Genomic DNA, 14,076 nt, shown 5'->3' with positions numbered 1-14,076 from the left:
GAACGTGTTTACGATCTCTACGCTGCCGCGTTGGAGCGCAATCGGGATGAGTTCGAGTCGATGGGCCGCAGCTTGCACCGGGGTGCAAGCAAGGGCCAGCGCGAAGAAATCGCCCCGATTTCGCTCCAACCCTTGGGGACAGTGCCTTTGCGGGCGGTCTGCAGCGTTGCGAATCCTCGCAATAGCACGGCTATTGCTGCGGTGTCGCGCCTTGCATCCCATCCCGCAAAGACACTGGCGCGGCACCGAGGAGATCGTAAACACGTTCTAAGAGCGTGTTGGCTCATGGTCTGGCGCTTTCCAAAAGGCAGGCGAAGCCAGTCGGCCATGCCTGCGTGTCTGTCCCCATGCCGGTGAGCGGGTGCAGGCCTTGGGCAGACCAGCATCCCGGTCGCTGTGCTCAGCCAGCCATGCTTTTTCTGTTTCCTGGACGATGGCCAGATGTCTGCATTTCCGCATGGCAGATATCGATATGTCCACTCCTTTTCATGATTTAAATTCATCAATTTGTGAGAAATAACCATTTTACTTCATGGTTGTCGAGGCCTAGCATGCAGAGCATTCCGTTTTTCCTACCTGGAGCCGCAACACATGACGACCATTCACAACCTCGGTTTTCCCCGCATAGGCGCCAGGCGCGAGCTCAAGTTCGCGCTCGAGTCCTACTGGACGGGTGAGTCCTCGCGCGATGCGCTCAAGACCCTGGGGGCTGAGTTGCGCCAGCGTCATTGGGTTGAGCAGCAAGGGCTGGATCTGGTGCCTGTGGGGGATTTCTCGTTCTATGACCAGGTTCTCGACATGAGCTTTGCGCTGGGCAACCTGCCCGAGCGCGTGCAGGGCTTTCATGGCGATGCACTGGACAATTACTTTCGCGTGGCACGCGGCCGCTCGGCGGCAGCCAAGGGCGAGGAGGATCATGGTGCCTGCTGCGGCGGCGTGGCGGCAGCAGAGATGACCAAGTGGTTCGACACCAACTACCACTACATCGTGCCCGAGTTCACGGCGGCCACGCGCTTCAAGCTCGATGCCTCGCGCCTGCTGGAGCAACTGGCCGAGGCCAGGGCCCAAGGCGTCAAGCTCAAGCCCGTGATCATCGGGCCCGTGAGCTATCTGGCCCTGGGCAAGGCCAAGGATGGCTCCGGCAAGCTGGATCTGCTGGAACGTCTGCTGCCCGTGTATGCCGAGCTGCTCGATACCCTGGCTGCACAAGGTGTGGAGTGGGTGCAGGTGGACGAGCCGATTCTCGTCACCGAACTCGATGCCGACTGGCAGCATGCGTTCAACACTGCCTACCACCAGCTCAAGAGCGCCAGGCTCAAGATTCTGCTGGCCACCTACTTCGGCCAGTTGCAGGACAACAAGTACCTGGCGGCCAATCTGCCGGTGGCTGGACTGCACGTGGATGTCGTCAACGGCAGCCGTGAAGATGTACAGCAGTTGCTGGGCCTGCTGCCGGCGCACAAGGTGCTGTCCCTGGGCGTGATCAGCGGACGCAATATCTGGAAGACCGATTTGAATGCCGTGCTCGATTGGCTCGAGCCCCTGGCCGAACGTCTGGGCGAGTGCCTGTGGATTGCCCCTTCCTGCTCGCTGCTGCATGTACCCGTGGACTTGGACAGCGAGAAAAAGCTCGACCCCGAAATCCTCTCCTGGCTGGCCTTTGCAAAGCAAAAGCTGGACGAGTTGCGCGTGCTGGGCAAGGCCTTGAGCCAGGGGCGGGATGCCGTCAAGGCCGAGCTTGCGCAGAACCAGGCCGCATTGGCCGCGCGCCGGACCTCGCCGCGAGTGAACAATCCGGTGGTGCAGGCTGCGGTGGCAAGGATTGATGCCCAGCTCGGGTGCCGTGCAAGTGCCTACAGCCAGCGTGCGCCCCAACAGGCGCAGCGGCTCAAGCTGCCGGCCTACCCGACCACGACCATAGGCTCGTTTCCGCAGACCGCCGAGATTCGTCAGGCCCGCAGCGAGTTCAAGGCCGGCCGCCTCGAGGAGGTCGGCTATCAGGCCGCAATGCGTGCCGAGATAGAGCGCAGCGTGCGCGAGCAGGAGCGTCTGGGCCTGGACGTGCTGGTGCACGGCGAGGCCGAGCGCAACGACATGGTCGAGTACTTTGGCGAGCAACTGGATGGCTATGCGTTCAGCCAGTTCGGCTGGGTGCAGTCCTATGGGTCGCGTTGCGTGAAGCCGCCCATCCTGTTCGGCGACATCAGCCGGCCCAAGGCCATGACCGTGAGCTGGATCAGCTATGCCCAGTCGCTCACCGACAAACCCATGAAGGGCATGTTGACCGGCCCCGTGACCATCTTGAACTGGTCCTTTGTGCGCGATGACCAGCCACGCTCCGTGTCCTGCAAACAGCTGGCGCTGGCCATGCGCGAGGAGGTTCTGGATCTGGAAAAGGCCGGCGTGCGCGTCATCCAGATCGACGAAGCTGCGCTGCGCGAAGGCCTGCCGCTGCGCAGGTCGCAATGGAAGCAGTATCTGGACTGGGCTGTGGAGAGCTTTCGCATCACGGCCAACGGTGTGGCCGACGAAACGCAAATCCATACCCATATGTGCTATTCGGAGTTCAACGACATCATCGAGTCGATTGCCGACATGGATGCCGATGTGATCACCATAGAGACTTCGCGCTCGGACATGGAGCTGCTCGATGCGTTCGAGAACTTTCACTACCCCAACGAGATCGGCCCGGGCGTGTACGACATCCACTCGCCCAACATCCCAACGCAGGAGCACATTGTGGGACTGATGAAGAAGGCGGCTGAGCGCATTCCTGCGAAGCGGCTGTGGGTCAACCCCGACTGCGGGCTCAAGACCCGGCAATGGGCCGAAGTTATTCCGGCACTGAGGAACATGGTTGCTGCGGCCAAGATCTTGCGGGCCGCCTGACCGGCAGACAGGAGAGTGACGGCCGCACAGATCTGCGCTGCCATGGCCCCGCCATGATGCGCTTGGCTCTTGAACAAGGCGAGGAAACAGGTCCAGGCCTTTTCCTTTCCAAGCGGCGGCAATGGTTGCTTTCGCCATGATGCTCCGCGAATGGTGAGGCGCCGGGGGGCTGCGTGCGCGGACGACGGTTTTGATTATTGATGGCTATGGCCGCCGGGGTGGTTCAAGGCCTTGAAACCCTTGAGGAAATGGGCGGATACGGAGGGCGGCAGCCAGGGCTTGCGAGCCTGTTCGCGAGCCCTGGCATTCGACATGCCGTGGACGAGGTGCGAAGGGGGATGTCGTTCAGCTCGCCCGGGCCCATTCCGAGAGGATCTCCTCGGTGTGCTCGCGCAAGGCAGTGAGGCTGGAGGAGCTGGTGTCCTATAACTATATTTCGCTGCGTGGCTCCTACAGCATTCGGCGAAGCCTGGATCAGATTTTCGTCGACACGGGCATACGCTAAGACAGCCCTATCGAAGTCGGGACACTGACTGCAGCCCTGGGTCTGCTCAAGGCTGGGGCTGGGTTTCTGATCGCTCCCGGATACACGGCGGTGATTGCGCAGCAGTGGGGCATGCAGGCGCTGGAGATCATGGACCTGGCGCCGTTCCGTCATCGCGTATCGCTGATCAGAAGAAATGCCCAGCGCCTGTCCGTTTCCGCCAGAAGCTTTCTGCCCATTTTCAGCTCAGCTTTCCCCTGCTCGCAGCCGACGACAGGGGCGCGTGAATCACTCCACGGTCACGCTTTTGGCCAGGTTGCGTGGCTTGTCCACGTCGGTGCCGCGCGCGCAGGCCGTGTGATAGGCCAGCAGTTGCAGGGGCACGACGTGGAGGATGGGGCTTAGCGCGCCATAGTTCTCGGGCATGCGGATCACATGCACGCCTTCGCTGCTCTCGAGATTGGTTTTTGCATCCGCGAGCACGTAGAGCACGCCACCGCGAGCACGCACTTCCTGCATATTGCTCTTGAGCTTTTCCAGCAGCTCATCGTTGGGAGCCACGGTGACTACAGGCATGGCGCTGTCCACCAGGGCCAGAGGGCCGTGTTTGAGCTCGCCCGCCGGATAGGCTTCGGCGTGGATGTAGCTGATTTCCTTGAGCTTGAGCGCGCCTTCCAGAGCGATGGGGTAGTGGATGCCCCGGCCGAGGAACAAGGCGTTCTCACGCTTGGCGAAGTCCTCGGACCAGTTGATGATCTGCGGCTCCAGCGCCAGCACCGACTGCAGTGCGACCGGCAGGTGGCGCATGGCCGCCAGATACTGCTGCTCCTTGTCTTCGCTGAGGCGGCCCTTGGATTGGGCCAGGGCCAGGGTCAGCAGGAACAGGCCGGCCAGCTGGGTGGTAAAGGCCTTGGTCGAGGCCACGCCGATCTCCACTCCGGCGCGCGTGATGTAGGCCAGTTCGCACTCGCGCACCATGGCGCTGGTGCCCACGTTGCAGATGGTCAGCGTGTGCTTCATGCCCAGGCCTTGGGCGTGGCGCAGCGCGGCCAGGGTATCGGCGGTTTCGCCCGACTGGCTGATCGTGACGACCAGGGTTCTGGGGTCGGGCACGCTGGTGCGGTAGCGGTATTCGCTGGCCACTTCCACGCTGCAGGGCAGGCCGGCCAGGGACTCGATCCAGTATTTGGCCGTGCAGCCACTGTAGTAGCTGGTGCCGCAGGCCAGGATGAGCACGCGGTCGATTTCCTTGAACACGCGCCAGGCGGCGGTGCTGGTCTTGCCGTCAGCGCCCAGGCCGTCGAACAGTTCGGGCACGATGGCCTGTACGCCTTCGAGCGTGTCGGCAATGGCGCGCGGCTGCTCGAAGATTTCCTTTTGCATGTAGTGGCGGTAGGGCCCCAGCTCGGCTGCGCCGCTATGGGCCAGTACGGTGCGCACGGGGCGCTGCTCGGCCGAAAGGCGCTCGCCGCCCTTGCCCAGAAGCCAGTAGCGGCCGGGCTGCAGATCGATGAGGTCGCCCTCTTCCAGATAGACGATCTGGTCGGTGACTCCGGCCAGGGCCATGGCATCGCTGGCCAGAAAGTGCTCGCTGCCATCCCGGGCAACGCCAAGAATCAGCGGCGAGCCCGCGCGCGCGCCCACCACGCGCTGGGGCTCGTCCTTGTGCATGACGGCGATCGCAAAAGCTCCATGCAGACGGGCCGTGGCGGCCTCTACGGCCTCGAAGAGGTCGCCTCCGTAGAGGCTGTCCACGAGGTGGGCGATGACTTCGGTGTCGGTCTGGCTGGCAAACACATAGCCCTTGGCCTGGAGTTCGGCGCGCAGGGCTTCGTAGTTTTCGATGATGCCGTTGTGTACCAGGGCCACATGGGCCGGCTGGTCGGCATCGGCAACGGGCGAGACGCCGGGGCCGTGGCTGAAGTGGGGGTGGGCGTTGCGCACTGCGGGCTCGCCGTGTGTGGCCCAGCGCGTATGGGCGATGCCTGTACGGCCTGTGACGTGGTCCTGAGTGACCTGGGCCAGCAACTCGGCCACGCGTGCGGTGGAACGCGTGCGCTGCAGGCCCTGACTGTGCATGCCCTGCGCATCCAGCGCCTGCACGGCGACGCCGCATGAGTCATAGCCACGGTATTCGAGCCGCTGCAAGCCCTGAACCAGAACGGGGACGATATCGCGGTGGGAAACCGCAGCGACGATGCCGCACATAAGCCAAACTCCTTGTCGAAATAAAACACCTGCGTGCGGCGAGAGCCGCATCCCCATGCTTGAAGGGGATAGGCCTGAGCCTTTGCCTCTGGATCGCACCAGCTTCCCGGCAGCATGCACTTTGCTGCTTCTTTCATCCCTTTAAGGGGTGAAATAAAACCTTTTTTGCGTGGCTGGCACCGTTTCCCAGAAGAGGGGGCGGCGATGCCGCGGGGCGACTTTCAGGCCGTGGCTTGCGCCCGCCTCGCAACGCACACACGCTTTGGATGCCATGGATAACTGAGGCGCATATTACGTAGGTCGATTAGAAATTTATAATAATAATTATCAAAAATTTGATCTAATATTTCATTGGTATGTAGTTTTGAAATAAATATTCAAAATATTGCTTTTTATGAATTTAAATTCCATGGAGCTGGATGCTGTGGACTTGCAGTTGCTGGGGGTCTTGCAGCAGGACGCGAGTCAAAGCAATCAGGCTCTGGCGCAGAGCCTGCGTTTGTCGGCGCCGACCTGCCTGCGCCGGGTGCGCCGGCTACAGGAACTGGGGCTGATCGAACGTCAGGTGGCAATCGTCGATCCCGGCAAGCTGGCCGAAGCGCTCGGTCATGGACTGCAAGCCATTGTCGAAGTCTCGCTCGACCATCAGGGCAGCGATGCCCTGGATGCCTTCGAGGCCAGGGCCGTGGCCCATGGGAGCGTGCAGCAGTGCTGGCGCGTCTCTTCGGGGCCGGATTTCATCCTGGTGGTTGCAACGCTGGACATGCCGGCCTATCTGCAACTCACCCAGGCCTTGTTCACCCGGGATGCGAATGTGCGCAATGTGAAGAGCTTCTTCAGCATCAAGCGCGCCAAGTTCTCCACGGCCCTGCCTTTGCCTCAGTTGTCCTAGGCCTCGTTGCAGATGAATGCGGGTGCTGGCCAGTACAGGCGCACATTGCAGCCCTGGTCCGGGTGGGCGCTGATGCTGGCCTGGCCGCCATGGCGCCGCATGACGCTCTGGACCATGGCCAGGCCTGTGCCCAGCCCAGGGAACTCGGCTTCGCGATGCATGCGTTGAAAAATCCCGAACAAGGCGTCGGCGCGTGCCGGCTCGAAACCCGCGCCATTGTCGCGAATGCTCAGAGCAATATCGCCATCGGACTCGCTTTCCACGCTGATCTCGATATGGGGCTGCTCCCTGTGCTGGGAGAACTTGATGGCATTGTCCAGCAGCTCTTCAAGTGTTTGCTGCAGCAATTGGGCGTCGGCCAGGAGGGTTGCTCCTTGTGCGGGCCAGCTCCATCGCGGGGGCTTGGTCGAGGACAGCCCGGCCCATTGCGGCCGGGCCAGCACCGCTGCCTTCGCATTCTCCAGCAGTTCCAGCAAATCCACGGAGCGGGTCTGCAAGGGCGTGATCGCGAGGCGTGATAGCCTGAGCAAGGCATCGAGCATGGCGGCCAATCGCTTTGCGGATTGGTCCATGGTCAGCAGAAAGCCGCGTGCCTCGGCCAGATCCTGGGTCGAGGGGGTTGGCTGCTCCAATAACTCGCTGACCAGGGGGCCGAAGGACAGCAGGTGGCGCAGCGGTGCCCGCAAATCATGGGATATGGCCTGGAGCCAGCTTTGCTGGCCCATTTGCAGTGCGCGCAGCTCGCGCTCATATTTGGCCAGCCGAGCCAGCGTGTCCATGTCGGGAAGGTTTTGCGGGCTGTTTTCCATGGGGCTAGACCTTGGGCTGTTTGACGGGGCGCTTCCAGTTGGCCGTGCTGATCTGCTTGCCGCGCACCACGGTCAGTACGCCGGGTTCGGTGTTCTTGGTCACGGTCGAGCCTGCACCCACGGTGCCGCCCGTGCCTATGGTCACGGGGGCCACGAGCACGCTGTTGCTGCCTATGTGCACATCGGCCTCGATGACGGTGCGGTGTTTGTTGGCTCCGTCATAGTTGGCGGTGATGCTGCCCGCGCCATAGTTCACGCGCTCGCCCACCGTGGCATCGCCGAGGTAGGCGAGATGGTTGGCCTTGGCGCCATCGGCAAGCCGTGAGTTCTTGACCTCGACGAAGTTGCCGATGTGCACTTCGCGGCCCAACTGGGCGCCGGGGCGCAGGCGGGCAAACGGACCGATCAGCGAGCCTTGGCCCACGTCGACACCTGCACCTTCGCCGTCGATGTGGGTATAGGGATGAATGACGGCGCCGGCGCCGATGCTGGCATTGCTGATACAGCAGTAGGCGCCTATGTGTGCACCTTCGCCTATCTCCACCTGTCCGCTGAAGATGCAGCCCACATCGATTTCCACATCCTGGCCGCAGCTCAGCCGGGCCGCCTGGCCGCTGCGCGCATCGTCACGCAGATCGAAGCGGGCCGGGTCGGCCAGGCGCACGCCTTGCTCCATGAGGGTGCGGGCCTGGGCCGTCTGGTGGGCACGCTCGAGTTCGGCCAGTTGCAGCGGGCTGTTCACGCCTGCAACCTGCAGCTCGTCCGTGATGCAGTGCGCGGTCACGGCAATGCCGTCGGCCACGGCCATGGCGACGATGTCGGTCAGGTAGTACTCGCCCTGGGCATTGTCATTCGTCAGGCGCGACAGCCAGGGCCCCAGGTGGCGGGCCGGAACGGCCATGATGCCGCTGTAGATTTCGCAGATGGTGCGCTGGGCCTCGCTCGCATCCTTTTGCTCGACGATGCGTTGCACGCCGCCGTCCGCAGAGCGCACGATGCGACCATAGCCCGTGGGGTCGGTCATGTTGACGGTCAGGAGAGCCAGCTTGTCGCCGCCTGCGGCATCGACCAGGGCCTGTAGGGTTGCGGCCTGGGTCAGCGGCACATCGCCCGAGAGGATGATCACCATGCCGTCGGCAGGCAGGACCGGAACGGCCTGCTGCACGGCATGGCCGGTGCCGAGCTGGGGTTCCTGGCGCACAAAGCCGAGCTTGAGGCCGCTGGCCTGTGCGGACCCAGCAATCGCGGACTCCACCTGGTCCGCACCATGGCCGGTGACGACCACGGCCGAGCGTGCCTTGAGCTGGCCGGCCGTGGCCAGCACATGGCCGAGAAGGGGGCGGCCTGCGAGACGTTGCAGGACTTTTGGGGTGCGGCTTTTCATGCGCGTGCCCTTGCCCGCAGCCATGATGACTAGATCCAGAGGTGCTCTCATAAACGTACTATGGTTGGGCCGGCCTGTTGCCGGCAACAGGCGCAATTATGGGCGTGTGAGGATGGGCCGCAATACAGGGCAGGCCCTGTAAGAGCGTGTTCACGATTTCCTCGCGGCAGCGTAGAGATCGTAAACACGCTCTAAGGATGAAAGCCGTACAGGCTCGTCGCGCATGCAGGCCCGGATCGGCGCACCTGGGTTTGGCTTATGCTTGGCGGCGCCATGCCCCATGTCACTCCCTCTTCTGCTCCGCTGCTGCGTACACGTGCCATAGGCGCAGGTCACTTGCGCGCCTTTCTGGCCGTGGCCCGTCAGCTGAGCTTTCGTGCTGCGGCCGATGAGCTGGCGCTGACCCAGTCGGCCGTGAGCCGTCAGATCCAGGCGCTGGAGGATGAGGTCGGTGTGCCGCTCTTTCTGCGCCATACGCGGGCCGTGGAGCTCACAGGCGCGGGCGCGCAATTGCTGCGCTCGGTGGCTCCGGCGCTGGAGCAGGTCGATGCCACGGTGCGCCAGATACGCCAGACCGTGGGCCGCAAAAGCGTGGCCATCACCACCTGGGCCAGCTTTGCGGCCATGTGGCTGATTCCCCGGTTGCAGGAGTTTCAGCGGATCTGGCCGGACATAGACATTCGCATCGATACCAGCGATGCGGTCGTGGATCTGGACACCACGGACGTGGACCTGGCCTTGCGCTATGGCCGCGCCAGCGATCCGCAGGCCAGGCGCCTGTTTGGCGAGCAACTGGCCGTGGTTGCCAGCCCCGGGCTGCTGGCTGCCGGTCCGCCGCTGCGCAGGCCCGCCGATGCCGCGCATTACACGCTGATCGAAACCGGCGATGCGCATCGCATGCCGCAACTGGAGTGGTTGAGCTGGCAGCGCTGGTTTGGTGCCCAGGGCTGCGATCAACTGCAGCCGCCGCGCTGGCTGTATTTCAACTATGCGCACCAGATCGTGCAGGCGGCTCTGGCCGGACAGGGTCTGGCGATTGCGCGCCTGCCCCTGGTCGCGGATGCACTGGCCGCAGGCGAGCTCGTCGAGGTTCTGCCCGCGCACCGAATGGAGTCGCCTCTTGCCTACTGGCTGCTGGTGGGGCCGCGCAGCTTTCGGCGCCCCGAGGTGGCCGCATTTTGCGAATGGCTGATTGCCCAGGTCGAGCCCACGCGTCTGGCCATGGAGCCTGACGGATTGACCGATTAGGCCGGGTAAATGGCCCCCAGAATGCGCGGCCCCTTGGAGCCGGTCACGGCGGGAAGATTGCCGGGCAGGCCCAGCATGGCCTGGCGGCCCAGCCAGGCAAAGGCCGCAGCCTCGACCTGCTGAGGCGGCAGTCCATGCTCGGCCGTGCTGGCCACGCGGACTTCGGGCAGCTGGGCGGCAAGGCGCCGCATCAAATGGTGGTTGAAGGCGCCGCCACCGCAGATCAGCAGCTCGCCGGCGCCACGGCCGAAGCGTTGCACGGCCTGGGCACAGGCCAGGGCCGTGAACTCGGTGAGCGTGGCCTGCACATCGGCGGGCGGTGCCTGCGCTGCCTCGGGGCAGGCGGCGAGGTGGGCGGCCAGCCAGCCCGCATGGAACAGATCGCGCCCCGTGCTTTTCGGCGGCTCGGCCTGCAGAAAGGGCTCGCTCATCAGGCTTTGCAGCAGCGCGGGCAGCACCTGGCCGGATGCGGCCCAGCAGCCGCCGCTGTCAAAGGGCCGGTCGGTATGGGCCAGGCACCAGCCGTCCATGAGCGCATTCGCGGGCCCGCAGTCAAAGCCCTGCACGCTGCCGTCGGCCCCGAGCACGCTGAGGTTGGCGATGCCGCCGAGGTTGAGCACCAGCACCGTGTGGTTCTTGCGGCCGAAGATTTGCTGGTGAAAGGCCGGCACCAGGGGGGCGCCCTGGCCACCGGCTGCAAGATCGCGGCTGCGCAGGTCTGCGACCACGGAAATGCCCGTGAGCTCCGCCAGCAGGGCCGGGCTGTTGAGCTGCAGCGTATAGCCCGTGCCATCGAACATCTGCGGCCTGTGGCGCACGGTTTGTCCATGGGCACCCAGTGCGGCGATGCGGTCCGGCTGCAGTCCGCTGGTCTGCAGCAGCTTGCCCACGACCTGGGCATAGAGTCGGGCCAGCACATTCGCGGCCAGGGCCGCGCGGTGCAGCTCGTCCTGGCCTTTGGGGCTGTTGAGGGCCAGCAGCTCGGCCCGCAGTTCCTCGTCGAAGCCCACGCTTGCATGCGCCAGCACTTGCATGCCATGGTCGAAGTCGGCCAGCACGCCATCCACACCGTCCAGGGAGGTGCCGGACATCAGGCCTATGTACAGGGAGGAGGCTGGGGCTTGGTTCATGGCGCACATGGTAGCGCGCGGTCTTGGCGCTTCAGATCAAAAAAGGCCGCCGGAGCAGTCCGGCGGCCTTTGGGGTTTGCTTGGAGCGCGGGCTTTAGCTGCCTGCCTGCTTGCTCTCGGTGTCGGCCAGGGCCAGGGCATCGCTGGAGGCCTTGAGCTCGACGCGCATCTGCGCGGCCAGCTTCTGGAACTCGGCACGGCCGGCCTTGGAGACGGGCTGGGCATCGGTGGCCTGGACGATGGTCATGGGGTCGCGGTGCTGGCCGGCCACACGGAACTCGAAGTGCAGGTGCGGGCCCGTGGCCCAGCCCGTGGAGCCCACATTGCCGATGATGTCGCCCTGCTCCACGCGCTGGCCCTTGGTCACGCCGATGCGGCTCAGGTGGGCGTAGACCGTGGTGTGCTGATTCGCATGGTCGACGAAGATCACGTTGCCGTAGCCGTTTTGCACGCCGGCGAACGAGACCACGCCGTCGCCCACGGTGCGCACCTTGGTGCCCGTGGCTGCGGCAAAGTCCGTGCCCAGGTGGGCGCGCCAGGTCTTGTGTATGGGGTGCATGCGCATGGAGAAGTTGCTGCTGATGCGCGAGAACTCCACGGGCGAGGACAGGTAGGCCTGGCGGCGGCTCTTGCCGTCCATGCTGTAGTAGGTGCCCTTGGACTGGGCCGGGTCGTGGAACCACATGGCCTGGTAGGTCTTGCCGTTGTTGTGGAACTCGGCGCTGAGCACGCGGCCCATGCGCAGCGGCTCGCCGTCGGCCTCCAGGGACTCGTAGACCACGGAGAAGCGGTCGCCCTTGCGCAGACCGCGGCGGAAGTCCACATCGCCCTGGAAGATGTCGGCCATCTGTATGGCCACGGAATCGGGGATGGCGGCTGCGTCGGTGGCCGCAAACAGCGAGCTGCGGATCACGGCGCCGGCCAGGCGCGTGGTGGTGGTCAGGCGTCCGCTTTCGATGCGCGTGCTCAGCGTGTCGTTCTTGCGCTCGACCACGAGGCGGCGGAAGCTGCCGTCCTCATCGGGAGCCCAGCGCACGGTGAGCTGGGTCAACTGGTGGTCGGGCGTGGTCTCGGCCGTGACCAGACGGCCGGCGCGGCCCAGCACATGCTGGCGCACCTGCTCGTCCGAGCGCATGAAGGCGGCTGCCGTCGGGTCGGCAACGCCCAGGCGCTGGAGCAGGGTTTCGGCCGTGTCGCTGCGCTGCGTGTATTCGGAGCGGTAGAGAGAGAAGTCCTGCTGCAGGTCGGTCAGGGCGGCGAGCGACTGGCCTTCGGCCAGGGAGCTCACGGGTTCGGACAGCATGCGCACCGGCATGTCGGCCGGGTCCGGGCCCAGATTGGCCACGGCAAAGGCGGCACCGCCGCCGGTGAGCATGATGGCCGCCAGTGCCGCACTGATGCGTTGGGGGTGTTGTTGCACAACAGAGGTCAGCCGGGCAACAAAAGCATTGCAGGCATGGGTCAAGCCAGATGTCACAACTTGGATCCTTGGGGCGGGGATGTGTTTGGGTCAGGGCTGATGATGCTCTCTCGGGGACGTGTTCGCGCTGCAGAGGGGCCAAGCCCGCGTTCCATGGTGCGGAAAGGCTGCAGTCTAGAATTCGTCGCAGAAAGAAAACCGCCAAAGTATACCGACGGAGTTGATCCGAGTCCCGACGAAAACCCTTATGAATCAAACAATTGTTAAAACTTATCCCATAACGGATGCCGTTAGGCAGGCCCTTGAGATCAGTCTGCGCGGGGTGGACGAGCTGCTGCCCCAGGAGGATTGGGCGCAGAAGCTGGCCCGTTCCGAGGCCACGGGCGTGCCGCTGCGCATCAAGCTGGGCCTGGACCCCACGGCGCCCGACATCCACCTCGGCCATACGGTGGTGCTCAACAAGATGCGCCAGCTGCAGGACCTCGGGCATCAGGTGATCTTTCTGATCGGTGACTTCACCACGCTGATCGGCGATCCCTCGGGCCGCAACAGCACGCGCCCGCCGCTCAGTGCCGAGCAGATCAAGGCCAATGCCGAGACCTACTACACCCAGGCTGCCAAGGTGCTGGATCCCGCCAAGACCGAGGTGCGCTACAACAGCGAATGGTGCGACAAGCTGGGCGCGCGCGGCATGATCGAGCTGTCGGCCAAGTACACGGTGGCGCGCATGATGGAGCGCAATGACTTTCATACGCGTTTTACCGAAGGCAACTCCATCAGCCTGCACGAATTCCTTTACCCGCTGCTGCAGGGCTATGACTCCGTGGCCCTGAAGGCCGATCTGGAGATGGGCGGCACGGACCAGAAATTCAACCTGCTCATGGGTCGCCATCTGCAGCAGGAATACGGGATGGAGCCGCAGTGCGTGCTCACCATGCCGTTGCTCGTGGGCCTGGACGGTGAGCACAAGATGTCCAAGTCCAAGAACAACTACATCGGCATCACCGAGGATGCGAACACCATGTTCGCCAAGGTGCTGTCGATCTCGGACGAGCTCATGTGGGACTGGTTCACTCTGCTGTCCTTCAAGAGCCTGGCCGAGATCGCGGCGCTCAGAAAGGAAGTCGAGGGCGGGCGCAATCCCAAGGATGCCAAGGTCATGCTGGCCACGGAGATCACCACGCGCTTTCACAGCGCGGCTGCGGCCGAGGCTGCACAGCAGGACTTCATCAACCGCAGCAAGGGCGGCATTCCCGACGACATCCCCGAGCTCAGCCTGGACGGCGCGCCCGCAGGCATTGCCTCGCTGCTCAAGCAGGCCGGGCTGGCGCCTTCGAGCAGCGAAGCCAACCGCCTCATGGAGGGCGGCGGCGTGCGCGTGGACGGTGCGGTCGTCAGCGACCGCGCGCTCAAGCTCGAAGCCGGCACCTATGTGCTGCAGGTGGGCAAGCGCAAGTTTGCGCGCGTGACCCTGAAATAAACGCTGCGCATGGCGGCCCTGGTCCGGGCTGTGCATATGAAAAAGAGAGCTGCTAGCGCTTGTCTGTATTGGATTTCAAGATGATTTTCATCTGAAATTCTTTAAGGGCAAGCGCTGGCAGCTCTCTTTTTA

At 63.9% G+C, this 14,076-nt stretch carries 9 protein-coding genes; 4 read left to right on the top strand and 5 right to left on the bottom strand.

Annotated elements, in window-relative coordinates:
* Nucleotides 1-591: 591 nt before the first annotated feature.
* Complete coding sequence (gene metE / locus G486_RS0103035) at nucleotides 592-2,889, top strand: 5-methyltetrahydropteroyltriglutamate--homocysteine S-methyltransferase (protein ID WP_027014199.1); 2,298 nt, start codon at nucleotides 592-594, stop codon at nucleotides 2,887-2,889.
* A 772-nt stretch (nucleotides 2,890-3,661) separates the two neighbouring features.
* Here metE and glmS read toward each other — a convergent pair.
* Nucleotides 3,662-5,581, bottom strand: a complete 1,920-nt coding sequence (gene glmS / locus G486_RS0103025) for a glutamine--fructose-6-phosphate transaminase (isomerizing) (RefSeq protein WP_027014198.1) — start codon at nucleotides 5,579-5,581, stop codon at nucleotides 3,662-3,664.
* A gap of 394 nt (nucleotides 5,582-5,975) precedes the next feature.
* Between glmS and G486_RS0103020 the strand changes: the two genes are divergently transcribed.
* Nucleotides 5,976-6,473: an Lrp/AsnC family transcriptional regulator gene (locus tag G486_RS0103020; protein ID WP_027014197.1), complete on the top strand. Its 498-nt coding sequence runs from the start codon at nucleotides 5,976-5,978 to the stop codon at nucleotides 6,471-6,473.
* On the opposite strand, the gene G486_RS0103015 is transcribed toward G486_RS0103020, so the two are convergent.
* Together G486_RS0103015 and glmU are read right to left on the bottom strand one after the other, a co-directional pair.
* On the bottom strand, nucleotides 6,470-7,282 hold the full coding sequence (locus G486_RS0103015; RefSeq protein ID WP_027014196.1) for a sensor histidine kinase: 813 nt from the start codon (nucleotides 7,280-7,282) through the stop codon (nucleotides 6,470-6,472). The two genes, G486_RS0103020 and G486_RS0103015, sit on opposite strands and share 4 nt — an antisense overlap.
* Before the next feature lie 4 nt (nucleotides 7,283-7,286).
* Complete coding sequence (gene glmU, locus G486_RS0103010; RefSeq protein WP_027014195.1) at nucleotides 7,287-8,717, bottom strand: bifunctional UDP-N-acetylglucosamine diphosphorylase/glucosamine-1-phosphate N-acetyltransferase GlmU; 1,431 nt, start codon at nucleotides 8,715-8,717, stop codon at nucleotides 7,287-7,289.
* 222 nt (nucleotides 8,718-8,939) lie between these two features.
* Between glmU and G486_RS0103005 the strand changes: the two genes are divergently transcribed.
* Entirely contained in the window at nucleotides 8,940-9,914 is a 975-nt protein-coding gene (locus G486_RS0103005) for a LysR substrate-binding domain-containing protein (protein WP_027014194.1), read from the top strand.
* Here G486_RS0103005 and G486_RS0103000 read toward each other — a convergent pair.
* Together G486_RS0103000 and G486_RS0102995 are read right to left on the bottom strand one after the other, a co-directional pair.
* A complete protein-coding gene (locus G486_RS0103000) occupies nucleotides 9,911-11,044 on the bottom strand; it encodes an anhydro-N-acetylmuramic acid kinase (RefSeq protein ID WP_027014193.1) in 1,134 nt (377 codons plus the stop codon). The two genes, G486_RS0103005 and G486_RS0103000, sit on opposite strands and share 4 nt — an antisense overlap.
* A gap of 94 nt (nucleotides 11,045-11,138) precedes the next feature.
* Nucleotides 11,139-12,521 carry a M23 family metallopeptidase gene (locus G486_RS0102995; protein WP_027014192.1) on the bottom strand — a complete coding sequence of 461 codons (1,383 nt, stop codon included), beginning with the start codon at nucleotides 12,519-12,521 and terminating at the stop codon, nucleotides 11,139-11,141.
* Nucleotides 12,522-12,711: 190 nt separating this feature from the next.
* On the opposite strand from G486_RS0102995, the gene tyrS reads away from it, so the two are divergent.
* Nucleotides 12,712-13,944 (top strand): tyrosine--tRNA ligase, encoded by a 1,233-nt coding sequence (gene tyrS / locus G486_RS0102990; protein ID WP_027014191.1) that lies wholly within the window; start codon nucleotides 12,712-12,714, stop codon nucleotides 13,942-13,944.
* The last annotated feature ends 132 nt before the right edge of the window (nucleotides 13,945-14,076 follow it).

The organism is Comamonas composti DSM 21721 (assembly GCF_000429845.1).
GTDB lineage: Bacteria > Pseudomonadota > Gammaproteobacteria > Burkholderiales > Burkholderiaceae_C > Comamonas > Comamonas composti.
The sequence above is the reverse complement of the archived record's forward strand: the minus strand, read 5'-3'. Positions and strand labels throughout refer to the sequence as shown.